The organism is uncultured Algibacter sp. (genome assembly GCF_947495925.1).
Lineage (GTDB): Bacteria > Bacteroidota > Bacteroidia > Flavobacteriales > Flavobacteriaceae > Algibacter_E.
Genome location: NZ_CANMAU010000004.1, coordinates 199,466 through 224,580, shown reverse-complemented (window position 1 = coordinate 224,580; position 25,115 = coordinate 199,466). Strand labels below are relative to the sequence as shown.

Sequence of the window (25,115 nt, the reverse complement as noted above, 5' to 3'; positions counted from 1 at the left end):
TAACTTAAATCATTTTTTTTTATGAAAACTAAATTACTAACATTAGCTCTTATTGGACTAATAATGAGTTGTAATTGGCCAAACAAGCAATCGCAAACTGCTGTTGCATCAGGGGAATACACTATGGATCGAACCGTTTTGCCTATACAACCACCTACACATGACCCTGTAACAATAATGGATGCACGCGATGTAGAAAAACCTGAACCTTTTGAGATTAAAGCACCTGAAGGCGCCCCCAATGTGGTAGTTGTTTTAATTGATGATATTGGATTTGGAGCGACAAGTACGTTTGGTGGAGCAATTAACACTCCTACTTTTGATATGTTAGCCAATAATGGGTTGCGTTTTAATCGTTTTCACACCACCGCCCTTTGTTCTCCAACCAGAGCGTCATTATTATCAGGAAGAAATCACCACAATGTAAATGTAGGATCTGTAATGGAAATAGCTACAGGGTTTTCAGGTAATCAAGGGATACGTCCAGACAATGCAAAATACTTTGCTGAAACCTTAAAACAAAACGGGTATAGCACTGCTGCTTTTGGTAAATGGCATGAAACTGCCACGTGGGAGGTTTCTGTATCCGGACCATTTACACGCTGGCCGACTAACTCAGGTTTTGATAAGTTCTATGGATTTATTGGAGGTGAAACTAACTTATGGGATCCCGTAATTTTTGATGGCGTCACAAAGGTGAGCAAAAAAGATGATCCAGATTATCACTTTACTACAGATATGACTAATGAGGCTATTGAGTGGGTTAAATTCCAAAAAGCCATGACTCCAAATAAACCATTTATGGTGTATTATGCGACTGGAGCTACCCACGCGCCACATCATGCCCCCGAGGAATGGATAAAAAAATATAAAGGTAAATTTGACAAAGGCTGGATGAATCTAAGAGAAGAGACCTTTGCTAAACAAAAAGCCATGGGGGTCATCCCAGAAAATGCGCAATTGGCTCCAATGCCTTCAGATATAAAAGATTGGGAATCGTTGAGCACTGATGAGAAAGCATTGTTCGCCTTACAAATGGAAACTTTTGCTGGTTTTGCAGAACATACAGACAATGAAGTAGGACGATTAGTTAATGCCATTGATGAAGTTGGTGAATTAGATAATACATTGTTTGTATATATCATGGGCGATAACGGTTCTAGTGCTGAAGGCGGACTTGAAGGAACTTACAATGAGTTGATTCATCTTAACGGTATCTTTGGAGAAGAAACAGTTGAAAGTATGCTAGAACATGCAGATGATTGGGGTGGACCAAATTCGTTCCCGCATATGAGTGCAGCATGGGCAGTGGCTACAGATGCTCCATTTAAATGGACTAAACAAATGGCCGCCGATTTTGGTGGTACTAGGAACGGTATGGTTATGCATTGGCCTGCAGGTATTAAGTCTAAAGGAGAAATTCGTTCACAATGGCATCATGTAAACGATATAGCTTCTACAGTCCTAGAAGCTACCAAATTACCCGAACCAAAATCAATCAATGGGGTTGATCAAATCCCGATGGACGGTGTAAGTATGATATACGCATTAGATGATGCTAATGCTGCAGACAGACATACCACTCAATATTTTGAAATGTTTGGTAATAGAGCTATCTATGACAAGGGCTGGTTAGCTCGCGTGGTACACATGGTACCCTGGGTAGGAAAACCAAGAGCGACCTTTCAAGAGGAAAAATGGGAGTTATATAATATTGATGAAGATTTTAGTTTAGTAAATAACCTCGCCGATGAAAACCCAGAAAAACTAAAAGAACTTGTAGACTTATTTGAAAAAGAAGCCATTGCTAATAATGTATATCCTTTAGATGATAGATTATATGAACGCTTTAATGCTGCAATGGCTGGGCGACCTGACTTAATGGGAGACAGAAAATCATTAACGCTTGCTAATGGCATGGAAGGTATTCTAGAAAATACATTTTTAAATATAAAAAATTCTTCGAAAACAATAGATGCTTATGTATCCCTTAAAGGGAAAGACAGTGGTATCATTCTTTGCCAAGGTGGTAAGTTTGGAGGCTGGGCATTATATATGAATGAAGGCAAACCGGCATATACATATAACTATTTTGGTTTACAAAGCTATACTGTGCAGTCAAACAAAGCCATTACAAATAACAATGCGAACATTAAATTACAATTTGATTATGATGGTGATGGTGCTGGAAAAGGTGGTTTAGCAAAACTTTATGTAGATGGTGATTTAGTTGCTGAAGGTCGCATTGAAAAAACCCAACCTGCGGTTTTCTCAGCCGATGAAACTGCCGATGTTGGTAAAGACGATGCTACCCAAGTTGCGAACACGGTGTTTGACGATGTACATGATTCTGAATTCACAGGCTACATCAATAAAGTAACAATTAGTATTCCTGAATAGATTAATAAAGGATACTAATACAATTAGAAATATTATCTAATATTAAAAACCCACAATAGGCATTTAAGCTAATTGTGGGTTTTATTTAATTCCTTAACAATTCATAAGTTCAACCCATTCTAATAATTATATGGTTTTATATAATTTCATCTATTTTGATTGAAAACGTATTTGACCGAAAAAAAGTAATTATTTAATTATATTTCCGTTAGTTTTACAAACAGAATTAACCAAAAATACCAAATGGCATCTTATACTATTCAATACATAAATGATCTTTTACAAGGAGAATTAATAGGTAATACAGAACAACTTATTGAAGGCCCAGAAGAACTTCAAAATGCTGAAATTAAACACATTACTTTTATAGGCAGCACGAAATACATAAAATATTGGGAAGATTCTAAGGCTTGTGCGGCCGTGGTTAATGCCAATTTAAAGATAGAGCCTGATGATAATCGTGCCCTAATTAAAGTGCCTAATGCCGATTTGGCTATGGCTAAAATTTTGGAACTTTTTAATCCACCTGCACCTGAATTTGAATCAGATATTCATCCAACGGCAGTTGTACATGAAACAGCCTCAATTGGTGAAGGTTGTAAAATAGGAGCAAATTGTTACGTTGGAAAAGATGTGATTCTCGGCAAAGGCGTCATATTATATCCAAACGTTTGTGTGTTTGATGAATCAACCATTGGTGATCATACTATAGCTTGGTCTGGAACTGTTGTAAGAGAACGCTGCCTTATTGGTAGTCATTGTATTTTTCATACTAATGTTAGCATTGGAGCTGATGGATTTGGTTATAGACCTAGTGATGATGGCCGTGGATTGGTAAAAATACCCCAAATAGGTAATGTTATTATTGGGCATTATGTTGAAATTGGAGCCAACTCTTGCGTAGATAGGGCCAAATTCAGCTCAACTATAGTTGGCGATGGCTGCAAAATTGATAATTTAGTTCAAGTTGCTCATAACAGTGTAATGGGGCGTTCTTGTATTATGGCAGGACATAGTGGACTTGCTGGCTCAGTCACTTTAGGCGATGGTGTTATTATTGGTGGTAGTGCATCAATAAAAGACCACACAACTATACACTCAGGAGCTACCGTTGGTGCTGGGTCTGGTGTTATGAACGATGTCCCTGCTGGACAAACTGTACTAGGTTATCCAGCTCAAGAAGCCAGAGACATGTTAAAGCAATGGGTTGCTGTGAGACGATTAGCTAAAAAATAAGAGCTTAATAAACTTCATTATATAAAAAACGACCTAAATAAATTTTAGGTCGTTTTTTATATAATCTAAGTGAATAATTTAATCTATTTCTTTATGATAGATTGAAAATCTGTCGAACCTCCGTTACTTATTTTTGCGTAATATACTCCTGAGGTTAATTCCAATAAGGATATTTCGTTGTTAACTCCAATCAGTTTTTGAGTTTTCACTAATTGACCAACACTATTATAAATTTGAATTAAAGCATCACTTTCCAATGCTGTTAGTAATTTTACATTCAGAATGTCATTTACAGGATTTGGATAAACTTGTACGTTTTTCCCAACTTTATTATCGTTAATACTTAGCTGATTTTCTAAGGTATACGTATGAATCCAGTCCACATACATGGTATTAATATCGTCATCTAATAAGTCGTTTTTTGCAGCAATTCCGCCACTCCAGCCTGGAGCATCAATAGTCCACAAATCCCATATGATTCGTAAATTTCTGGTAAAGTTTCTCGTTGTGCTCACGCTACCTGCAGGCTCCCCATCTAAGTAGAATTGAATATTATTAGCATCTTTCCACCAAACTCCAACAGTATGATATTCTTCGTTCCAAGGCACACCTTTTAAGGGGTTATCATTAGATAAATTTCTATTATCAAAATCTCCTTTAGCACGTTCTGTATTATTGTTGACCACTAAAAAATATTGAGACTGCATTAAGTAAGGCCAACTGTTGTACTGCGAACTTGAAGCCGAAGGCTTCGAATTAAGCTCTACCACATCAATTTCATCTCTGTTAGCACTGTTCCCTTCATTTAACCAGAAAGTATTATATGCCGAAATATGTGCTGTTTTCATCCTACATTCTGTATACATCGGGTAATTTACATACGCCTTAGACATTACTCTAGAAGTTTCAAACCATCTATTAGTCCCTGAATCATCAAGTGTCGCTTTTATCCAAAGATTACCATTTTCAACCCCAGAGTTATTAGCTAGCATTTGTACAGGTTCTCCATAATTCCAGAGTGACTTAAACCATTTACTTGTATCCCAGGAATCAAATTCGTCTGTTAGTCCACTAACTGCTACCCACTCTTTACCATCGGGGGCTGTAGGTTGAGCGAATGATTTGACACTGAATAAAAATGACAACAGTATGATGTACCTAATTTGTTTACTTTTAAAGAAATAGTTTAGCATAGTTTTTAATAGTTTTTAATAGTTTTTTACAAAACTAATAAAAACTATAGAAGGTATAGAAGGTATAGAAGGTATAAAATTAAAAATCCTGAATTAAACAAAACCAAGACATTAAACTATTCTAGCCAAGCCTTGAAACTTTTAACCCGTTCACGAGCTACAACAACGTCTTGCTCATTAAAAGAGTTTAATTTTATTTGCAAACGTGAATTGGTATAGCTCACCATATCTTTTATGGCATTAATATTAACGAAGAACTTCCTGTTAATACGAAAAAAACTTTGAGGTTCTAGTTCATCCTTTAAATGATCTAGAGTAGAGTCAACAAGATAGTTTCGACCTCCCGTTGTATGTAAATATGTCCCTTTATTTTCGCTATAAAAACACTCTATATCATCAACATTTATAAGCTTTAAATGTTGACCTACTTTTACTGAAAACCGCTTTTTATATTCCCTATCAATAGGGTTTACAAGTAATTTTTTAATGTCATTAAAGTCTAGAGTTACAGCTTGTTTCGGAGGAGTTCGTTCTTTATACTTTTGCACAGCTACTTCCAAATCGTCATCGTCAATTGGCTTAAGTAAATAATCAATACTATTTAATTTAAAAGCCTGAAGTGCATACTCATCATAAGCGGTTGTAAAAATTATAGCCGACTTAATATCAATGATTTCAAATATTTCAAAAGATAAGCCATCACTTAGTTGGATATCAAGAAATATTAAATCTGGATGCTCGTTATTTTGAAACCAGTTTATTGATTCTTCGACAGAATGTAACATAACCTCAGCCGATAAGTCTAAATTTTTCAGCATACGTTGTAAACGCCTTGCTGATGGTTTTTCATCTTCTATTATTAAAACTTTCATAATTATATTATTCCCATTTAGTCGTTTTCGTTTTCTCATTCATATACTCCCGAACTTTTTTCTCCTCCCAGTTCTTTGTAAAAAAAGATTTCCCTTTAAAAACATGTAATGCATGGAATACCATAATGATTCCCCAAGCAATCATAATAATAATATTAAACCAAATGAAGAAATCTTTATACGGTCCGGCCACAATCCACAGATTATAGCAGAGCAATACAACAGACACTATATATCCAATCAAATGAAAGTAAAATATTTTTAACTTTTTAACTCTTTTCTTAGCTCGAATATAACTTTGTTCTTTATGCTCCTCCATAACTATTGGTATTTACGACTTTCCCTTCCATCCTTCTCCATGTATTCTCTAATTTTTCGATCCTCCCAAGACTTACCCAAAACTAAGTTTTTACCAAAAATACATAACGCATGAATCCCCAAACCGATTCCCCAAAAAATAGGTGTTGCAAAAGTGCCAAAATTCCAAAAAGAACCGCCGTTAAAAACTATCATACCAATAATGAATATATTTACAACGCCATACCAGAAAGCATGCCAATAAAATCCTTTAAGTTCCTTTACTCGTTTTTCGGCTCTTAAATACGCATCTTCTTTTTGATACGATTTATTATATTGTTCTAAATCTCGATTTTCCATAATTTTAAATATTTTAATCCCAATTCTTTTTTTCCTCTTCCATATACTTCTCAATCTTCCTTTTCTCCCAGCTTCTTCCAAAGCCTCCTCCATCGACAAAAACCCTAAAACCCTGAATAACTAATCCTAACCCCCAACCAAACATTGGGAACCAAAACCAATGAAACTGCGGCACGGTTTTAAGGTTAACGAATATTAAAAAAGGAATAACCAAGCAGTAAGATCCCAGGCTGTAATAAAAGCCTTTTAGTTCTTCTACGTGCTTGCGCGCACGTATATAATTATCATCTATTTCTGGTTTTGATTGTGATTTCATTATTGACACTTGTTTTGTAAGCATAGGCACTGCAACAGCAAAGCGCTTAGCTTCTTTTATGATATTAACTTTTTTATCTGTTAACAAATTATAGCGCTGTTGGATATTACTCAAACCTACACCACTACTCTTTTTAACTATTTGTTTGGGCTGCAAATTATTCTCTACAATAAGGTTGTTATTATTCTCATAGATCTTAATATGCAACGGTTTTGATGCTGTTACCATATTGTGTTTCACCGCATTTTCTAGTAATAGCTGTAATGATAATGGTACCACTTTACTCTCTGGGTTTGTAGATTTTTCTGGAGCACTAAATATAATGCTATCCTCAAAGCGCATTTTCAATAAGGACATATAAGTCTTGGCAAACTTAAGCTCTTCATCTACCGTAACTAGTGCTTTGTTTTTTTGTTCTAATACATACCGATACACTTTTGAAAGTGACGTAGTAAACTTTTGCGCACTATTTGGATTTTCTTCTATAAGACTAGTCAAAACATTAAGACTATTAAACAAAAAGTGCGGGTCTAACTGATTTTTTAAAGCATCGAACTTAGCACTTGCTGTACCTGCGATTACTTTTTGCTCTTTTATTCTATTTTGTTGGTAGCGATTGTAAAAATAAATAGCGTGAAAAACTGCAATTATTAATAAAGTAATTATGAGACCAAAGTGATAATACTTAAATCGTTCTCTTGCTATAAAGTCTTCAAAAGGAACTCCAAAATAAATCACTGTAGTTACTATTCTTAATAAAAACAACCCTAATAAGGTAATTACCACCGCACCAATAAAACCAATAATAATGCGCTTTAAAGTATCATTCTTTTTCCATGCTTTAGTTGCCAGATACCCAAAAAAAGCCATATTAGAATATCCAAGAACAAAAGAATACAACTGATAAAATGCCAAAATCTCGAAAAACTCTTGACTACTGTCAAAGGTAAAACCGTTTTCAAAAACGTTACCAATAATAAACACAACAAAGCCTATTACTATGGTAAGAATGATATTTTTCAATTGTTTTGACATTATATAATTATTAATCAGTTATCCTATTTCTCGCAAGTTTCAAAAATTTCCGTTGCTCTTTCTTTTCCCCAATTAGGATGAAACGGTGTTTCTGGTTTAAAGTTAGCAAAAAGTTCTATGGAACGCTCTAAATCTTTACAAAACGGTGCAGTATCCTGCCCAAAATATTTGGCACTTCCCATATCCCATTCTGCTTTACAATATACTACTCTTGGATTATTAGGATCAATCAAGGACGCCTTTGTATAAAGTCCTACTACTTTTGGAGATAAAGACATGCCATATGTAGCCCCATCAAAAGCGACCCAGGCTGTATGTAACAAAGCTTGGAGCACCATAATTTCTGAATTGTTTTTTGAAATTGCCGTAGCATCATTAATTAAATCTTGAGCTTTGCTTAGTTTTTGCGATAACTTCTCTTTATCTCGTTCTCCAAAACTTAAAGTAATGTTTATTTGTGCGGCATAGTATAACGGTAGCCAATTATCGGATTCCGCACTTGCAATGCGTTCAAAAAGGTTTGAAGCTTCCGCTGACTCGTTCGATTGCCATAGCCCAAAAGCTTTTTGCATTCCCTTCTCATAGCTTGTTTGAGCATTAAGGCAAACTGAAATTAAAAGTGTACTAATAATGATTAAATGTTTCATGATAAATGTTTTTAAGTTATTTTGATGAAACAAATATCCCTATTAAACCAAGCTATAAGAAAACAGACTTTCTGAATTGTCAAATATCTAAGATGAACTGTGAAATTAAACCTAACGTATAGAAAAAGGCAGTCTAAATACTTTTAAACTGCCTTTACTCACATTGATACAAACCTTTTTCAAAAACAGAATTAACCTTCCTGAAATTTAAAAAAGATGGGAATAGCATAAGTTACTTTCACAGGTTTACCGCGTTGTTTACCAGGTTTCATTTGAGGTATTTTTTTTATAATTCTTTCAGCCTCTTTTTCTAAAATTTCATCCGGTCCTCTGGATCTAACTCCAGTAATATACCCTTTGGAGTCAATTATAAACACAACTGAAACTCGTCCTTGCATTCCCATATCCAATGCCATTTGCGGATAATTAAAATGCTTAGCAACATGTTCTTGCATTTTCTTTTGAAAGCATTGTTTTGTCTGTAACTTAGACAAACCTTCACAGCCAGGAAATACAGGAACCTCTTCAATAACAGCAAAAGCTACCTGCACCTCTTCCTCTATTTCCTCAACAACAACTTCACTAACCTCGACAGGCTCTGCTATTGCCGTTTCCTGAGTAATCTCTGTACTTTCAATAATAGTTTCTTCAACCTCTTCTGTATCTTCAACCACCTGAACAGACTCACTAACCACAGCAGGGGGCGGTGGAGGTGGTGGAAGTTCAGTATTTAAAATTGGTATTTCTTCTTCAAACTCGCTTTGCATATCAACAATACCGATTTCGATTTCATCCTGTTCATAAGTTTTAAACTCTAAAACTTGCCAAGATAAAAGCAACATTAAATTTAACCCGATAGCAAAATAGATGCCACTATTTCTTCCTATCTCTAGTTGTGGGTTCTTTTTAGCTTCCATGATATTCTATTTACTAATTTATAACTACCGTTTAATTTGGTGAAATAAAATTATCATATTATCATAAAAATAACTATGATATTTATCATATCTCAAAAAATACATGATTTACTGATAATATAATAATTTACTAATTTTCTGAAACCAAATAAATGGTTAAAGAGATTCGAAGGTTTTCGCTACTCTGAACTTTTTAAGTTTTCCTTCTTATTTATTATTTCGACAAATTAAAGCGTCTAGAATATCGTCTTTCGACTCAGTAGCAACTAGTGAAAATGGTTCCTTTACAGCTATTAATGAATTAAAAAAAGTTCTTGAAATAAAAATGATTGTTGCAGGTAACGATGCAAATTTTTCTGTTCTCCAGTTTAATTTAAAGTGTATCCAAAAGTTTTATTGGTTATAATAAACAAAAAAATATAACGGGAAGAATACTAAGAAGTCTTAAATTTTTGGACCTCATTATTGAATAGTCTTATTCTTAACTCCCATAATAATTAACCATAAACAAAGTGAAATTTCACCAATATCTGCAGGGATTGTTATATTGTTTAGTAATACGGAATGGGTTCCAGGGTATAAAAAGTGTACAACAAAATCTATTAAATCTCCTATACATCCTAAAATTAAAAATACACCTATGATTTTAGGAACCAAACCAGACTTAAAAATCATGTACCCAAGAGGAAACAAATAAAGTCCATAAAATATCTGATTTACTAAATAACCATGTCCATGTATATTAAAATAGTATGACGACAATGATTTAAGCTGTTCATTATTAAAAGCAACTGAATATTCTGTATTGATCAAAAACTCCAAAGCAGAAAACTGATTTAACATATTTTGACAATACATGGCCACAGAAATAACCACGCACAATAACATAAACAATGACACACTCTTACTTACATTTTTAAAAATCACATATAATATAAAAGCATATACAAAAAATGCAGTTGACATGATCAGGTCACTAATAAAACCTAAGCGAAAAAGCCATTGGTTATTAATAATATTTTCGGTTGTCGCCGAAAAATCACCAGGAACAAAGAGTTTTTGTCTAACAAAAAATTCTGCAAATATTCCTGTAACAGCAAGAACTAAAAAAAATAAGCCAGCAAGTCTACCTAGTGTTTTGTTTGAATACATTTACGTTTAGTTTTGATTATACTGGAATGACGAACTAAAAGGGTTCTTGTTACAACCATTGTAAAATCTGACTAAACTTCTTGCTCTACAAATTATCCAACTGATTACTCTTTTTATCATCACTAATCGTCCAAAAGAAGCCAACAAAGAAAAACTGATCGGCTGCAGGTTGTAGAGCACGTCTAGCGAAATCACCATTTGCGTCAGGAGCGTTTGCATATTGATAACCATTTATATTTTTGAACCCTAGTGCATTATTCACTGAAGCGTATAGTATTTTTTGAGGACTAATTAAATAAGCCCAGTTTAAACTTAAACTATTATATGACTTCGTTTTTTCGTTTAAAAAACCAGGTTCATTTGGATTGGTGTATGTTCGTCCTGAAGCAAAACCATAAGCAAAACCAATTTGACTACGCAACTTTTCAATCCAGTATTTACCAACTACAGATAAGTTATGGGTATTCGCGAAATTTGGTTGTGCTTGTTCAGGGTAGTTTTGATAATCGCGCTCGGTATCCAAAAAAGAATAGCTTAACCAATAATCAAAATTTTTAACGCTGTAACTATCCCTCCAGAAAAAATCTAGACCCTTTGCATAGCCAAATCCAGCATTATTAAAACGACTTGCAAAACTTGGAAATTCGCCATCATACTTTATTAAGTCATCATAGTTTTTATAATAGGCCTCCGCGCGAAATATTCTGCGATCTGCATTATATTGATAATTCATAATATAATGTGTCGTGTTCTGTGACTTTACATCTTGAGAAAACTTTAAAATATTACTAGAAGGGTTCTGATAAAAATTTCCATATGCCAAAGACAGTTGACTTTTAGGAGACAACTTATAGGCCAGTGATACTCTAGGCGCCAATGTAAAATCTTTAAATACCGAACTATACTCTCCTCTTAAACCCGTTTTAAAGGCTAAGTTTTTTGATATAAAAATATCGGCTTCAGCAAAGGCAGCCGCCAAATTATCATTATACCCATAATCAACATTCTCAACCATATCATCGGTGTATTCTTCTTCAAAATCAGTAGAAAAGAACTCCGCTCCTAAGTATAATTTAAAACGATTACTAACTCTATTTTTTAACTTCAACTTGGTATGAAATGCATTATTAACATCCTTTATATTTCGCTGCATAATTTTTTGTTTTGTATTAGCCAACGTATAACTAGCCCCTCCAAAGATGGTCCACGTATCACTCAAAACACCTTGATAAGACCCGTTAACATAGAAATTATTATTATTCAGTTTATATCGTAAACCATCTGTGTAATTAATATCCTCTTGTATCAATTCAAAGTTTGTTGCGTCAAAAGCACCATAAAGTTTTATAAGTCCTGAGTTAGTTTTTTTTCTAAAAACGGTTTCCCCAGAAGCCATTTCATACGGTTTTATCCAATCATTCCTGTCTGGAAATAAGGCAATATAAGGTGCTAAATTTATGTATGAAGCGTTTACACTCACCGAACTTTTCTCCCATTTCTGCGTATTTCCTAATGCACCTCCCACACTCATAATACCAATATCTGTTTTCTCTTGATCTGGTTCATCAATCGTATTTAATAACAATACACTAGATAAGGCCTGCCCATATTCTGCAGAATAACCGCCTGTTGAAAAAGTAATCCCGTCAAATAGAAAAGGAGAATAACGCCCTCTTGATGGAATATTATTAGTTGTTGGAGTGTATGGTGAAAATACACGAATTCCATCAATAAATATTTGGGTTTCTTCAGCATCACCGCCACGAACAAACAATCTACCATCTTCTGCAACAGTAGTTGTACCCGGTAAGGTCTGTAAAGCGCCGACAAAATCACCCAAAGCACTTGCTGTAGTCACAACATCTAGAGGTTTTAACACATTCACTTTACTATTATCTCCTGCTGAAAAAGTACCAGCCGATAGTACTACGGCATCTAAAGTATTGACATCGGCCTTTAGCTTTACAGATATGTCCTTCATATAAGACACATCGCCAACCATAGTATAGGTTTCATAAGACAAAAAAGAAATTAAAAGCGTTTGTGTACCTTTCTCAGTAGTTGTAAATGAGAAAGCTCCGTTAATATCGGTAGAGCCGCCATCATATGTCCCTTCTAAATAAATATTAGCACCAACAACGGGTTCTTTTTTTTCATTTAAAACAACGCCGTTTATGACTGATTGCCCCTGAACATGGAACGCGAATAACAAAATTAGTAATATGGTTAGCTTGTTCATGATTTACAGTTTTAATAGTTTTTGATGATGAAATTGAGTTAGTCAATTAATTATGGTACAAATATGTGACTCTGGTTTACTATTTAAAACTGTTATGTACCGAACTGTAAAAATCAAATGATGAATTGAAATTTTATAAAACAAAAAAACAAACACGTTTAAGACGTCATAATAATTGATAATCAGCTCTTTTAAAACAAACACAATCGTTCTCATTAAATTCTCTATTTTTATTTCTTATTACCTGTAACAATTAACATCATTTAGCTACTTACAGAATAACTAAACCATCACATTGAATAAAGAACTAGAACATAGTTTTGTTGAATTACTTGAAAAGCATCAAAATATTGTGCACAAAGTATGTCGTTTGTACACTAATAATTATGATGCACATAATGATTTATTTCAAGAAATCACCATTCAACTATGGAAGGCATACCCTAAGTTTAGAGGTGATGCAAAGTTTAGTACCTGGATGTACAGAGTGGGTTTAAATACCGCTATTACACTTTATAGAAAATCGAAGCGCACCATTAACACGCAAGATTTTGAGGGTGTGGCTTTTAAAATAAAAACAGAAGATTATGATGATACCGAAGAGCAACAGTTAAAAGTATTATATAAAGCAGTACATCAATTAAATGATATAGATAAAGCACTTGTCTTCTTGTATTTAGAAGATAAAGATTATAGAGAGATTAGTGAAACTTTGGGAATTAGTGAAGTGAATGCCCGTGTGAAGATGAATAGGATAAAAAAGAAACTAAAAACCATATTAAATCCGTGACACTATGGATGAATTAGATTTATTAAAGAAAGATTGGAATAAAAAGGGGAATCAAACTAAATTGTCTGCAAAAGATATCTATCCTATGCTGCATAAAAAATCGTCTTCAATTGTAAAGACCCTTTTTTATATTAGTATTGCCGAACTTGTGTTTTGGACCTTGATTAATACCATTCCATTATTTACATCACCGGCATATCGTGAACAATTAGATCATGTTTATACTAATAAAACCATTTTAGCGGGGCTCACTATTGTTAGCTATAGTATTATAGCCTTATTCATCTATTTACTATACAAGTCTTACAAGTCCATTTATGTCACTGACAATGCTAAAAAACTCATGGAGAGTATTTTAAAAACTAGAAAAATCATTAAATATTATGTTATTTACAATCTAGCTGCCGCCTTTGTTGCTATGGTAATTGGATTGTATTACGGAATTAAATTTAATCCTGAAGTGTCGGGTAAACTAGAGCACGCAACCAACGGTGAAGCCTTTATTATTTATGGGTTCCTAATTGTTTTTACCCTTATATTTGTTTTATTGCTTTGGTTGTTTTATAGACTTATTTATGGTTTACTTCTAAAACGTTTAAACCGAAACTACAAGGAACTAAAAAAGTTAGAAGTTTAAAAAAAACTGAGAAACCTCAACGACATCACCAGACAGCATCTTGCCTAAATGAATATGAGCTACCCGCACTCTAACGAGTCGTAGCGTTGGATATCCCACAGCCGATGTCATTTTTCTTACTTGTCTAAACTTTCCCTCATTCAAGGTGATTGACACCCATGTAGTAGGCCCATGCCTATCGTCACGTATTTTTTTGGAACGTAATGGAAAATCTGGAGCCTTATCAAGTTTGAAGGCTTTACATGGTTTGGTTAAGTACGTTTTACCATTAATACCAATTTCAACACCTTTCTGTAATTCTTCTATCTCTTTTGCGGAAATATTGCCATCAACCTGCGCATAATACTCTTTCTCTACTTTTCGACTATTTACAAAATCACTCACTTTCCCATCTGTGGTTAGCAATAACAACCCTTCAGACTTTTCATCTAAACGTCCAATAGACATGGTTCCCATGGGAAAGTCAAATAATTCACCTAAAAACTTTTTAGATTGTTGCTTGGAATCATGACTTTTAAACTGGCTGAGAAACCCATAAGGTTTATGTATAATAAAATGCCTATTTTTATTTTCAGACTTCTCCATTAAGAATACTATGCACCAAGGCTTTGGTAGGTTGTTTTCCATTCATTTTGGTTCGCACAGCTTCAAAGGTCATTTTAAAATCACAGCCCGTTTTATAAGCAGAACATCCATAAGCCGTTTTTCCTTTTATTACCTTTCCTTTTTTACACTTAGGGCACACCAATTCATCAGATTTCGCTTTCGGGGAAGTTTGCTTGGGCTCCAATTTTAATTTGAAATTATCATCAAAACGCAATAAACCTTCAATCGTTCCTGAATCTGTTTTGAAACCTTTTAAATTCACTGTAGATCCTTTTTGAAGCAATCTTATAAATTGTTTTTCAGATATTTTTTTCTGACTAAATTTAAAAGGTAATACAAAATTACAACCCGACTTGTAAGCTGAACACCCGTAAGCCGATTTCCCTTTTATAAGTTGTCCCCTTTTACATTTAGGACAAACTTCTGATGTTAAACCCGATCCTGTTTTAGCGGCCTTTGCCTTCTGCGTACGTTTTTGAATAATATTAGCCTGTGAAATATTAGCGCGCTTAGTTTCACTACGTACTTCATAAACTAGTGCGTCTACCATACGCTTCATGTTTTTAATAAAAGCTCCTGCGCTAAACTCCCCTTTCTCAATATCTTTCAATTGTTTTTCCCAGGACCCTGTTAATTCAGCCGATTTCAACAATTCATTTTGAATAGTTTCAATCAATTGGATTCCAGTAACCGTTGGCAACACTTGTTTTTTATTACGTTTTATATATTTCCGTTTAAAAAGTGTTTCAATGATATTAGCACGAGTAGACGGTCTTCCAATACCATTTTCTTTCATCAAATCACGCAGCTCATCATCATCAACCTGCTTTCCTGCAGTCTCCATAGCACGCAGTAAAGACGCTTCTGTAAATTGATTTGGAGGTTTTGTTTCTTTTTCTAAAAACGAAGGCTCATGAGGACCACTTTCTCCTTTCTCAAAAGTGGGTAAAAGCCCAGATTCTTTTTGTTTAGTATTAGGGTTTTCAAATACGACACGCCAACCTTTTTTTAAAATTTCTTTCCCGGTAGTTTTAAAAGATACTTCTGAAGCTTTACCAATTACAGCTGTATTTGCAACAATACAATCGTCGTAAAACACCGCAATAAATCGTTTCACGATAATATCATAAACTTGTTGTTGATTGTATTGCAAGTTAGTTTGCATACCTGTTGGAATAATGGCATGGTGATCGGTTACTTTTTTATCATTAAATACCCTGGTTGATTTCTTAATTTCCTGACCTAAAAGCGACTGTGTTAAGCTAGCATAATTGGTCAGTTTTTTAAGAATCCCTGATACTTTTGGGTAAATATCTGTTGGTAAAAACGTGGTATCCACTCTAGGATACGTCACCACTTTTCGTTCATATAATGCCTGAACAATCTTTAAAGTTTCATCTGCTGAAAACCCAAATTTCGTATTACAATACACCTGTAACCCTGTTAAATCGAAGAGTTTGGACGCATATTCTTTTCCCTTTTTTTTAGTAATCGATTCTATTTTAAAATCACTTTCTTTAACCTTAGCTGCTAAAGCTTCTCCATCTTCCTTTTTAAGAAAACGGCCTTCTTCATAACTAAATAAGGTTTCTCTGTAAAGTGTTTGAAGCTCCCAATACGGTTGTGGTTTAAAATTTTCAATCTCCTTAAATCGATTCACAACCATGGCTAATGTGGGCGTCTGCACCCTACCTACAGATAACACCTGTTTGTAACCACCATGCTTAACGGTATATAATCGAGTCGCATTCATACCTAATAGCCAATCTCCAATAGCCCTAGAAAACCCTGCATAATACAGATTGTCATAGTCCGACCCTGGTTTGAGGCTCTCAAATCCTTCCTTAATAGCTTCAGTGGTTAGCGAAGAAATCCACAAACGTTGTACTTCGCCTTTATAATTGGCCTCGTTCATAACCCAACGCTGAATAAGCTCCCCTTCTTGACCGGCATCCCCACAATTTATAACAACTTCGGCTTTATCAAATAAACTTTTTACAATTTTAAATTGCTTTTGAATTCCCGAATTTGAAGACACCTTGGTTTCAAATTTTTCAGGAAGCATAGGTAGATTATTCAAATCCCAACTTTTCCAATAGGGTTTATAATCATTAGGTTCTTTTAATGTGCATAAATGCCCAAAAGTATAGGTTACCGCATAGCCATTGCCTTCATAAAAACCATCACGCTTAGAATTAGCTCCTAAAACAGCAGCTATCTCTCTGGCAACACTAGGTTTTTCTGCAATACAAACTTTCATTTACACATCTTAAAATCGAACATGCAAAATAGACATTTCAGTTAGTTTTATACCAGAGAATTATTAAGAGTTATTAACGAGTTATAGAAATGAACCGCTCCTATTCAAAAATAATTTTATCGGTTTTATTAATAAAAGATAAAGTCAAGTTAACGGGTTAAGAATTTGAAAAAATCAATTTGAAACACTGAAAAGAAGCACTAAACCCCTCGGTAATAATCTAATATTTTTATCCTTAAAATGTACTCATATTTAGCTTTATTCAAATTAAGTTGGGCATTATCAATATTGTTTTTACTCGTTATGTACTCAACTATATTTGAAACACCATTATTAAACCTTACTTCATTGACTCTAAAGGATTCTTCAAATGCTGCTACCTGATCTTGAACCGCATAATACCTATTATAAGCTGTTTCCATATTATTGTAAGCTTGTTCAATAGATTGTTTAAAAAGTAATTGTGTATTCTCCAAATCTAATTTAGATTCCTCTAGTTGCACTCTTTGTAATTCAACATTATTCTTTGCTCTAAAACCATTAAATAAAGGCACTCGAACAGAAACACCAACAACGCTATTCAGGTTATTATTAAACTGATCTTCATAATTTATTTTACTACCATCAAACTGAGTTTGACTCTCGAAAACTGGATAATCCTGATTCGCAATATTAACGAAGCTAGTGGTTTCAATAATACTGGTACCCGTTTCAGTAAATGTTTTTGCCAAACTGGAATAATTAGTATTCAATTGCCCAAACAAGGAAACCTCAGGAAAATAATCAGATTTTGCTACCTTAATACCTTTCTCTGCGGCATCAATTCTAAACTGTTTCGCCTTAAAGGTTGCTAAATTCTGTAGGGCTTCTTCATAAATTTGAGCTGCAGATAATTGATATTTACCTGACTCAATTAAACCCGATATGTTTTCTACATCTTTATCTCCATTAGACTCTATATTTAATAATCTTATAAATTCCAATACAGCAAACTTAAGTCTGTTTTCGGCATCATATATAGCCGCCTGATCTAAGGCATATTGCCCTTTCATATCGGTATAATCAACAGGGTTTCCTGCGCCAGAGTCATAACGCGCTTTAAGTCTATTCAACTGCGCATTGGTTGCTTCTAGTCTAGATTTAGCCAATGTTACCAAATCTCGATTATTCAAAATTAGGATGTAGCCTATGGTAACATTAAGTTTCAGATCCTGTTTAGCCTCTTCCAATTCCATTTCTGCCGCCTGCATGTTAAATCGGCTTTGCTTAATACTATTCAAAAGTCTAAACCCATTAAAAAAGGAAAAATTCAAATTTGCTCCCAAGTTAGAAAAGGTAAGTTGCTGGTTACTATAGCTATTGGTAAAGGGATCTATACTACGTCCATCGTTAACCCCTAAATTATAATTCATGTTAAGATTTGGAAGTAATTCATTCCTTGCTTGTTTATAATTGACTTTTGACGATTCTGACCTCAGCCTAGAACCTTTAACATCAAAATTATTCTCCATGGCTATAGCAATACACTCTTCTAAATTTAGAGTTTGTACAACATCACTTTGCCCATTACCTTCCCAAATAGAAAGCATCAAAACTGTTATTAATATTATAATTTTATTTAACATCCTTTCAAATCAATTATTGACTATCAAACCATCTTTTAAACGAATAGTTCGAGAGCCATGTGCAGCATTATTTTCTGAATGTGTTACTTGAACTATAGTTACACCTTCTTCGTTTAATTTTTTAAATAACTGCATAATTTCTTCACCTTGCGTAGAATTTAAATTACCTGTGGGTTCGTCAGCTAAAATAAGTTTTGGGCTTGACACTAATGCTCTTGCGATGCCTACTAATTGTTGTTGACCTCCACTTAACTGCGACGGGAACAAATCTTTTTTTCCAACAATATTGAATCTATCAAGCATATCTGCTACCATAGCCTTTCGCTCAGATCTACTGTGTTTTTTATATAGTAATGGGGTTTCTATATTTTCATACACCGTGAGTTCATCAATTAAGTGGTAGGATTGAAATACAAACCCTATATATTCTTTGTATAAATTAGATCTGTGCTTTTCTTTTAAATTATGAACGGGTTCTCCTAAAAAGTTATACTCACCTTCATTAAAGTCGTCTAACATTCCAATAACATTTAGTAAGGTTGTTTTTCCAGAACCAGATGGCCCCATGATGGAAATAAATTCACCTTCTTCTACCGTAAAGTCTATGTCATTTAAAAGAAAAACGCGGTTACCACCAGAATTTACCCATTTAAAAAGATTCTTTAGTTGTAATATCATTTATTTACATGTTTTGATTAGAAAGACAACAATATCATGCCAGTATTTAAACTACTAAAAAAGAACCACTTAGATTCACACATATATCATAACCTGTTCGAAATTGATACAATACTGTCCCATAATAGAACACTTTATATTCCAGAGTTTATTCCGTTCTTAAACTTTTTATGGGGTTTGTAAAAGCAGTTTTTAAAGCTTGAAAACTTACAGTAATTAATGTAATTCCAACAGCTCCTAAACTCGCAATAACAAAAACCCACCATGATACATCAGTACGATAGGTGTAATTATTCAACCAGTTTATACCCCCATAATACGCCAATGGCGTTGCTATAATAATGGCAACAACAACCAGTTTAATAAAATCTTTTGAAAGTAACTCCCATATATCAAACACCGAAGCCCCAATAACCTTTCTTATTCCAATTTCTTTGGTTCGTTTTTCTGCTATAAACGAAGCCAAACCAAAAAGCCCGAGACAACTAATAAAAATGGCAAGCATAGAAAATATAGTAGACAATTTACCTATGCGTTCTATAGCTTCAAACTTCTTCGCAAAAGTATCGTCAACAAACTGATAATCGAAAGGCACATTGGGAGCATGCTTAGCCATTACGTTCTTGACTGTTGATAAAGCTGAAGATACACTTTGATTAGGGTTGAGTTTTAATTCGATCCAGTTGGTGTTGCTATACTTTATCAAATAAACGGTTTGCATAATGGGCTCAAACGGCGAGGTGGCCAAAATATCTTTAACAACACCTATAACCTCATGTTCTTGATTATTCCATCTAATTATTTTCCCAACCGGATCTTTCAAGCCCATATATTTTACTGCAGATTCATTGAGCACAAAAGCGGTAGAATCTGTAGCAAAATCTCTGGAAAAATCTCGTCCTTCAACTAAATCCCATCCAATCGTTTTTCCATAGTCATGAGATATAGATATGGTCGCTAAATTGGTAATAAAACCTGCAGACTTACCTTCCCACTCAAACCCTCCAGTGGTACTCCAGACATCTGTTAAGGGGCTTGAAGATTCGGCCATTTCTACCACGGCTCCACTGTTTAAAAGTTCACTGCGCATAATATTATACTTCCCTTCATAATCCTCCGTATTTTTCCCAATCATAATAACACCGTTCATATCATAACCCATTGGCCTGCTCTTTACATAATGTATTTGCTTGTGAACAACAACAGTACCTATAATGAGGATAACAGATACTGTAAACTGCATAACAACAAGCACTCTTCTAAATGTTGTTGTTGACTTACCTGTTTTAAAAGCTCCCTTGAGCACACTTACGGGGCGAAAAGACGATAAATATAAAGCGGGATAACTTCCAGCCAAAAGGCTTGTGATTACTATGAAAAGAAAACTAATGAACCAAAATTGACCATTATTAAAAGGAAAAACAATCTCTTTATCTGCTAATAAATTGAATGACGGTATTACTAAAAACACAATAAGCACAGCAAATAAGAATGCTAATGAAACCATGAGAAAAGACTCAACTAAAAACTGATTAATCAGCTGTTTCTTTGATGACCCTATCGTTTTTCTAATCCCAACTTCTTTCGCTCTTTTTTCTGACTGTGCTGTACTAAGGTTCATAAAATTAATGCAAGCTAGCAACATCACAAAAAGTCCAATGATTCCAAATAACCAAACATACTGTATAAAACCTCCAGATTTAAAACCATCTCTCCAACCTGAGCGCAAATGCCAATCTTCCATGGGGTTTAATAATAATTTTGGATTATCTGGTCTATCATCTTCTGAAAGATTATTAAATACGGTTTTTTCAATATTATTTGTCACAGCCGCCAAACTTTTACCTTTTGCCGTTTGCACAAAGACCTGATAAGAATTATTATCCCAAACATTATTATCTCTAGCATATTTAACCCATGAAAAAGCGATAGCGTATAAGTCCCATGGCAAAATAAATTCTAGGTTCTTAAATGTTGAATTATGTGGTAAATCTTTATAAACACCTGTGACTAAAACATCTATTTTGTTGCCAATTTTAATAGTTTTACCTAATGGGTTCGCTTTACCAAAAAATGATTCTGAAGTAGATTCTGACAGAACAACAGCATAGGGATCATTTAAACATTCCCAATCCCCGTGAATCATATTTAAGGATAGCATACTAAGCACTCCAGGTTCCATAAAACCACCATTCCTGGTAAATACTTTATCTTCTGATGCCAAAATATTATCACCATGAAAGGAACTCATCACTATATGCTCAAAGTCCTCCGCATGTTTTAATCTCAATTCACTCCCCAAAGGATATGGTAAAGAATAACGAACTACTTTTTTACCGTTACGAGACTTACGTACCAAGACCTGCGAAATATCTTTATAATTTTCGTGATTTTTATCAAAAGTAAGTTCATCTTGTACCCAAAGACCAATGAGCAAAACAATGGTCATTCCTAAACATAGCCCTCCAATATTTATGAGAGTATATCCTTTGTTTCTTAAAAGGTTTCTCCACGCGATTTTTAAATAGTTTTTTATCATCTATTATTTTTTATAATCTTGATAAACGAACTTCAAACCATCATAAACTGTTTTTAATAAGATGGTAATATGCGTTTCATTATCATAGGCTATACTTTTCCATACTAACGTTTTAGGTGCATTTTCTTCTAAAACAATATCCATAGCGTTAATTCCCATTCCTTTATAAGACTTTCCTTTTCTGCCAGTTATAAACAATTTTGCATTTAAGTCTGGTGAAGCAGATAATGTCTCTTTAGCTAGCTTAGTAACATAGCCACTATCCCACCATAGCGATGGGTCTGCTGTTATATAGGCATTAAATAAATTAGGTTCTTTCGCCATACTATATATGGCAAATGTACCACCGTGAGAATGCCCAAAAAGAGTATTAAATTTTGATGTAGCATATGTTTTATCGATATAAGGCATTAACTCTTCTTTAATAAACTTGATGTAATTATCTGCCTTTCCAGATAAAGGTGCCCGTTTATCATAATATGTTGGCAATAAGTCTCTATCTCGCATCACTACGCCATCGATGAACTTGTTATCAATACCAACAATAATACACCTAGGAATAACCGCCCAATCTGAAGCTATTTTGTGAGTTGGAGATACCACGTTTACAACCGTTTCGCCATCCAGTACATAAATAACATCGAAATTTTTGTCTGATTTCGGATAATAATCTGCTGGTAAGATCACCCTATAATTCCTGTACTCGTTTAATGTTTTAGAAAAAATGGAATCTTGAATTACATATTTATTTTGTTGTGCTAGCGTTACATTAGATGTACATAATGCAATAAAAGCTGTATAAAAAAATATTTTTTTATACAGCTTACTCATTTTTGTTCTCCATTTAGATGATTTTTTTAATCTCATAACTTTTTTATTTATAAATCTATTACACCTTTATATTATCAGAAGGGTTAATTTTTATTAAACTAATAGTATGTCTCAATACTGCTATTAATACCACAGCAAACAGTATTAGAACAGATAAAACCACCAATAGTAGACTAATACTTACTCTATAAACATAGTTTGACAACCATGATTCTAACATATAGTAACTTATGGGTAATGCTATCAATAAAGAAAATATGACTAGATAAACATATTCTTTGAAAAACAAGATAAAGATATCTTTTACAGAAGCCCCAATTATTTTTCTAATAGCTGTTTCTTTTTTTCGTTGTAAAGCTGTGTAAGCAGATAAACCATAAAGACCAAGGCAACAAATTAGAATAGAAATCATAGATGCTATTAAGAAAATCTGCATAAAACTATCTTCCTGCTCATACTGTTTATTAAAATATTCGTCCATAAAAAAATATTCAAATGTATCTTCAGGATAGATTTCACTCCAAATAGCTTTCACCTTAGGAACTAAACTTTCTAAAGGTTCTTTATTAGCAGCTATGGAATAATGCCCATGAATATAATTGTACTTTAAAACATATTTATAAATTGTAGGTTGTAAATCTGATTTTAAACCATGTTGATGATAATTCTTATTAACACCAATTACAGTAAACTCCTTATTTTCCGGACCAATTACCTGCTGATTTAAGGCTTCTTCAGGAGACTCAAACCCTAAAAGCTCTACGGATTTTTCATTAAGAATAATATCAGATATATGATTCTTATAATTTGATGTAAAATTTCTACCAGCAATTAAAGGAATATTATAAGTATCGAAAAAATCATGGTCAATAATTGCTATTTGATAATTACTTTCCGATATTTTATCTTTACTCTTTTGTTTAAAATATGGGCTTGTATATAAGACTTGTTGTCCGGGAATACTTCTAGAAGCAGAAATATTATTAACTCCAGATAATTCTGAAACAGTATTCTTAAACGAATGCATATTAGAAAAAGCCAACTTATGAGAATTCATAGACTTTGGTGCTCTAATAATCAACTTATTTGTAGCATTGAATCCTAGTTCTTTTGTTTTCATAAAAGTTAATTGGTCATAAATTGTAAGTGTTCCAAAAATAAGCCCAATAGCGACAATAAATTGGAATGTAACCAACCCCCTTTTCAACAACATATTTTGATGTGGTAAAATACCCTTTAGTGTTTTAGATGGCAATAACTTAGATAAACTAATTGCTGGATACAGTCCTGCTATTATAGCTCCTAAAAGCATAAACAATAAAATTTGCACCCAAAAAGAAACGTTTGTCCATATATCACGTATAAAATCAAATTCTGTAAATTGATCAATAAATAAAGTCCCCGTTGTAATTAGAAAAACAGCTACTATAAAAGCCAGTACACTCATAAAAACAGATTCTAGTAAAAAATCACCCATCAAACTGAATTTCACTGCTCCAAGTGTTTTTTTTATGCCAATCTCTAAAGTCCGGGTCATTGATTTACTAATTGTTAGGTTTATAAAATTCACCCAAGCAACAACTATTATAATTATAGCAATAATGAAAAGAAAATTAATACGTGTTATACTGACTCCCGATGAAGGTGTTATTTCATCCTTAAAATGTGCTTTTAAATGAATGTCTTTAACTGGTATTAGATTCAACGAAACTCTGATTTCAGGGGTTTTTGAATCATAGTATTTGTTTAACAGTATTTCAAGTTTACTTTGGAAATCCTCAACAGTAATCCCTTTTTTCAACTTAACGTATGTATACTTGCCAGTCCATTTCCAGTTTCCATTTGGTGAATCCCACCCTTTACTGTAGCCCGTGGCTATTGATGTCAAAAAATCACATTTAATATGTGAATTTTTAGGAACATCTTCAAAAACAGCTGTAACTTCCATAGGATAATCAGTACCGTTAAGATTAACGATTTTACCAATTGGATCTTCATTTTTAAAATAAAGTTTTGCTGTAGATGAAGATATAGCTGTTGTAAATGGTCGAGTTAAAGGGGTTGTTTTATCACCTTTTAAAATTTTAAATTTAAAGACATCAAAAAAAGTATTATCTACCCATAAAACATCTCTATCATTAATTTTAAAATCCTTTTCTCGATAATCCATTAAGCATTTCTCATGTTCAAATCGAGTTGTAGCTTCTACTTCTACTAATTCTGCTTCTAGTGTTGGTGCCAAAGCACTAAAAGACTTAGCTGTTTTGTCTACTATTTGATTATTTTTAAAAACATCTGTGTTAATTCTATATACTTGGTTATAATCAGGATAAAAACTGTCATAGCTTGTTTGATAATCAACATACTTTAAGAGTATTACACATGTTACAACCCCTATTGCCAAACCAAAAACATTGATAAATGTAAATAGCTTATTTTTAAGTAAAAACCTGATATATAGTTTAAAAAAATTGTTTTTCATATA

General features: G+C 33.6%; 20 protein-coding genes. 4 read left to right on the top strand and 16 right to left on the bottom strand.

Annotation, left to right across the window (positions count from 1 at the left end; genetic code table 11):
* Positions 1 to 21: 21 nt before the first annotated feature.
* Both Q0857_RS10040 and lpxD read left to right on the top strand, forming a co-directional pair.
* Positions 22 to 2,400, top strand: a complete 2,379-nt coding sequence (locus Q0857_RS10040; RefSeq protein WP_298534599.1) for an arylsulfatase — start codon at positions 22 to 24, stop codon at positions 2,398 to 2,400.
* Between the two features lie 243 nt (positions 2,401 to 2,643).
* Positions 2,644 to 3,636 carry a UDP-3-O-(3-hydroxymyristoyl)glucosamine N-acyltransferase gene (gene lpxD / locus Q0857_RS10035; RefSeq protein ID WP_298534596.1) on the top strand — a complete coding sequence of 331 codons (993 nt, stop codon included), beginning with the start codon at positions 2,644 to 2,646 and terminating at the stop codon, positions 3,634 to 3,636.
* A gap of 83 nt (positions 3,637 to 3,719) precedes the next feature.
* Here the strand turns inward: lpxD and Q0857_RS10030 are convergent, their stop codons facing one another.
* From Q0857_RS10030 to Q0857_RS09990, 9 genes are all read right to left on the bottom strand, one after another.
* Entirely contained in the window at positions 3,720 to 4,829 is a 1,110-nt protein-coding gene (locus Q0857_RS10030) for a T9SS type A sorting domain-containing protein (protein ID WP_298534593.1), read from the bottom strand.
* A 116-nt stretch (positions 4,830 to 4,945) separates the two neighbouring features.
* Positions 4,946 to 5,701: a LytTR family DNA-binding domain-containing protein gene (locus tag Q0857_RS10025; protein WP_298534590.1), complete on the bottom strand. Its 756-nt coding sequence runs from the start codon at positions 5,699 to 5,701 to the stop codon at positions 4,946 to 4,948.
* Positions 5,702 to 5,708: 7 nt separating this feature from the next.
* Positions 5,709 to 6,020 carry a 2TM domain-containing protein gene (locus tag Q0857_RS10020; protein ID WP_298534587.1) on the bottom strand — a complete coding sequence of 104 codons (312 nt, stop codon included), beginning with the start codon at positions 6,018 to 6,020 and terminating at the stop codon, positions 5,709 to 5,711.
* Positions 6,021 to 6,022: 2 nt separating this feature from the next.
* Positions 6,023 to 6,358 (bottom strand): 2TM domain-containing protein, encoded by a 336-nt coding sequence (locus Q0857_RS10015; protein WP_298534585.1) that lies wholly within the window; start codon positions 6,356 to 6,358, stop codon positions 6,023 to 6,025.
* A gap of 13 nt (positions 6,359 to 6,371) precedes the next feature.
* Entirely contained in the window at positions 6,372 to 7,709 is a 1,338-nt protein-coding gene (locus Q0857_RS10010) for a 2TM domain-containing protein (RefSeq protein WP_298534582.1), read from the bottom strand.
* Between the two features lie 23 nt (positions 7,710 to 7,732).
* Positions 7,733 to 8,356, bottom strand: coding sequence for a hypothetical protein (locus Q0857_RS10005; RefSeq protein WP_298534580.1), 624 nt, complete (start codon positions 8,354 to 8,356; stop codon positions 7,733 to 7,735).
* 191 nt (positions 8,357 to 8,547) lie between these two features.
* Positions 8,548 to 9,273, bottom strand: a complete 726-nt coding sequence (locus Q0857_RS10000; protein WP_298534577.1) for an energy transducer TonB — start codon at positions 9,271 to 9,273, stop codon at positions 8,548 to 8,550.
* A gap of 462 nt (positions 9,274 to 9,735) precedes the next feature.
* Positions 9,736 to 10,425: a DUF4386 domain-containing protein gene (locus tag Q0857_RS09995; RefSeq protein WP_298534574.1), complete on the bottom strand. Its 690-nt coding sequence runs from the start codon at positions 10,423 to 10,425 to the stop codon at positions 9,736 to 9,738.
* Positions 10,426 to 10,510: 85 nt separating this feature from the next.
* Entirely contained in the window at positions 10,511 to 12,664 is a 2,154-nt protein-coding gene (locus Q0857_RS09990; RefSeq protein ID WP_298534572.1) for a TonB-dependent receptor, read from the bottom strand.
* A gap of 295 nt (positions 12,665 to 12,959) precedes the next feature.
* Here Q0857_RS09990 and Q0857_RS09985 point away from each other — a divergent pair, with 295 nt between their 5' ends.
* On the top strand, positions 12,960 to 13,454 hold the full coding sequence (locus Q0857_RS09985; RefSeq protein WP_298534570.1) for a sigma-70 family RNA polymerase sigma factor: 495 nt from the start codon (positions 12,960 to 12,962) through the stop codon (positions 13,452 to 13,454).
* Between the two features lie 4 nt (positions 13,455 to 13,458).
* Entirely contained in the window at positions 13,459 to 14,091 is a 633-nt protein-coding gene (locus tag Q0857_RS09980) for a hypothetical protein (protein WP_298534568.1), read from the top strand.
* Here Q0857_RS09980 and Q0857_RS09975 read toward each other — a convergent pair.
* The 7 genes from Q0857_RS09975 to Q0857_RS09945 form a co-directional block, all read right to left on the bottom strand.
* The gene (locus tag Q0857_RS09975; protein WP_298535085.1) at positions 14,080 to 14,676 is read right to left on the bottom strand and encodes a pseudouridine synthase; all 597 of its coding nucleotides are present in this window, start codon (positions 14,674 to 14,676) and stop codon (positions 14,080 to 14,082) included. The genes Q0857_RS09980 and Q0857_RS09975 overlap by 12 nt on opposite strands.
* Positions 14,663 to 16,957, bottom strand: a complete 2,295-nt coding sequence (locus Q0857_RS09970; protein ID WP_298534566.1) for a type IA DNA topoisomerase — start codon at positions 16,955 to 16,957, stop codon at positions 14,663 to 14,665. The genes Q0857_RS09975 and Q0857_RS09970 overlap by 14 nt, the downstream gene beginning before the upstream one ends.
* Positions 16,958 to 17,157: 200 nt before the next feature.
* The gene (locus Q0857_RS09965) at positions 17,158 to 18,546 is read right to left on the bottom strand and encodes a TolC family protein (RefSeq protein ID WP_298534563.1); all 1,389 of its coding nucleotides are present in this window, start codon (positions 18,544 to 18,546) and stop codon (positions 17,158 to 17,160) included.
* Positions 18,547 to 18,591: 45 nt separating this feature from the next.
* Positions 18,592 to 19,260 carry an ABC transporter ATP-binding protein gene (locus Q0857_RS09960; RefSeq protein ID WP_298534560.1) on the bottom strand — a complete coding sequence of 223 codons (669 nt, stop codon included), beginning with the start codon at positions 19,258 to 19,260 and terminating at the stop codon, positions 18,592 to 18,594.
* Between the two features lie 148 nt (positions 19,261 to 19,408).
* Positions 19,409 to 21,799 (bottom strand): ABC transporter permease, encoded by a 2,391-nt coding sequence (locus tag Q0857_RS09955; RefSeq protein WP_298534557.1) that lies wholly within the window; start codon positions 21,797 to 21,799, stop codon positions 19,409 to 19,411.
* A 3-nt stretch (positions 21,800 to 21,802) separates the two neighbouring features.
* Positions 21,803 to 22,666 carry an alpha/beta hydrolase-fold protein gene (locus Q0857_RS09950; protein ID WP_298534555.1) on the bottom strand — a complete coding sequence of 288 codons (864 nt, stop codon included), beginning with the start codon at positions 22,664 to 22,666 and terminating at the stop codon, positions 21,803 to 21,805.
* A gap of 22 nt (positions 22,667 to 22,688) precedes the next feature.
* A complete protein-coding gene (locus Q0857_RS09945; protein WP_298534552.1) occupies positions 22,689 to 25,112 on the bottom strand; it encodes an ABC transporter permease in 2,424 nt (807 codons plus the stop codon).
* Positions 25,113 to 25,115: the final 3 nt, after the last annotated feature.

Bases quoted from the DNA above. Each gene is read 5' to 3' on its own strand.
- Q0857_RS10040 (WP_298534599.1), top strand. From the start codon at position 22: ATGAAAACTAAATTACTAACATTAGCTCTTATTGGACTAATAATGAGT.
- lpxD (WP_298534596.1), top strand. From the start codon at position 2,644: ATGGCATCTTATACTATTCAATACATAAATGATCTTTTACAAGGAGAA.
- Q0857_RS10030 (WP_298534593.1), bottom strand. From the start codon at position 4,829: ATGCTAAACTATTTCTTTAAAAGTAAACAAATTAGGTACATCATACTG.
- Q0857_RS10025 (WP_298534590.1), bottom strand. From the start codon at position 5,701: ATGAAAGTTTTAATAATAGAAGATGAAAAACCATCAGCAAGGCGTTTA.
- Q0857_RS10020 (WP_298534587.1), bottom strand. From the start codon at position 6,020: ATGGAGGAGCATAAAGAACAAAGTTATATTCGAGCTAAGAAAAGAGTT.
- Q0857_RS10015 (WP_298534585.1), bottom strand. From the start codon at position 6,358: ATGGAAAATCGAGATTTAGAACAATATAATAAATCGTATCAAAAAGAA.
- Q0857_RS10010 (WP_298534582.1), bottom strand. From the start codon at position 7,709: ATGTCAAAACAATTGAAAAATATCATTCTTACCATAGTAATAGGCTTT.
- Q0857_RS10005 (WP_298534580.1), bottom strand. From the start codon at position 8,356: ATGAAACATTTAATCATTATTAGTACACTTTTAATTTCAGTTTGCCTT.
- Q0857_RS10000 (WP_298534577.1), bottom strand. From the start codon at position 9,273: ATGGAAGCTAAAAAGAACCCACAACTAGAGATAGGAAGAAATAGTGGC.
- Q0857_RS09995 (WP_298534574.1), bottom strand. From the start codon at position 10,425: ATGTATTCAAACAAAACACTAGGTAGACTTGCTGGCTTATTTTTTTTA.
- Q0857_RS09990 (WP_298534572.1), bottom strand. From the start codon at position 12,664: ATGAACAAGCTAACCATATTACTAATTTTGTTATTCGCGTTCCATGTT.
- Q0857_RS09980 (WP_298534568.1), top strand. From the start codon at position 13,459: ATGGATGAATTAGATTTATTAAAGAAAGATTGGAATAAAAAGGGGAAT.
- Q0857_RS09975 (WP_298535085.1), bottom strand. From the start codon at position 14,676: ATGGAGAAGTCTGAAAATAAAAATAGGCATTTTATTATACATAAACCT.
- Q0857_RS09970 (WP_298534566.1), bottom strand. From the start codon at position 16,957: ATGAAAGTTTGTATTGCAGAAAAACCTAGTGTTGCCAGAGAGATAGCT.
- Q0857_RS09965 (WP_298534563.1), bottom strand. From the start codon at position 18,546: ATGCTTTCTATTTGGGAAGGTAATGGGCAAAGTGATGTTGTACAAACT.
- Q0857_RS09960 (WP_298534560.1), bottom strand. From the start codon at position 19,260: ATGATATTACAACTAAAGAATCTTTTTAAATGGGTAAATTCTGGTGGT.
- Q0857_RS09955 (WP_298534557.1), bottom strand. From the start codon at position 21,799: ATGATAAAAAACTATTTAAAAATCGCGTGGAGAAACCTTTTAAGAAAC.
- Q0857_RS09950 (WP_298534555.1), bottom strand. From the start codon at position 22,666: ATGAGATTAAAAAAATCATCTAAATGGAGAACAAAAATGAGTAAGCTG.
- Q0857_RS09945 (WP_298534552.1), bottom strand. From the start codon at position 25,112: ATGAAAAACAATTTTTTTAAACTATATATCAGGTTTTTACTTAAAAAT.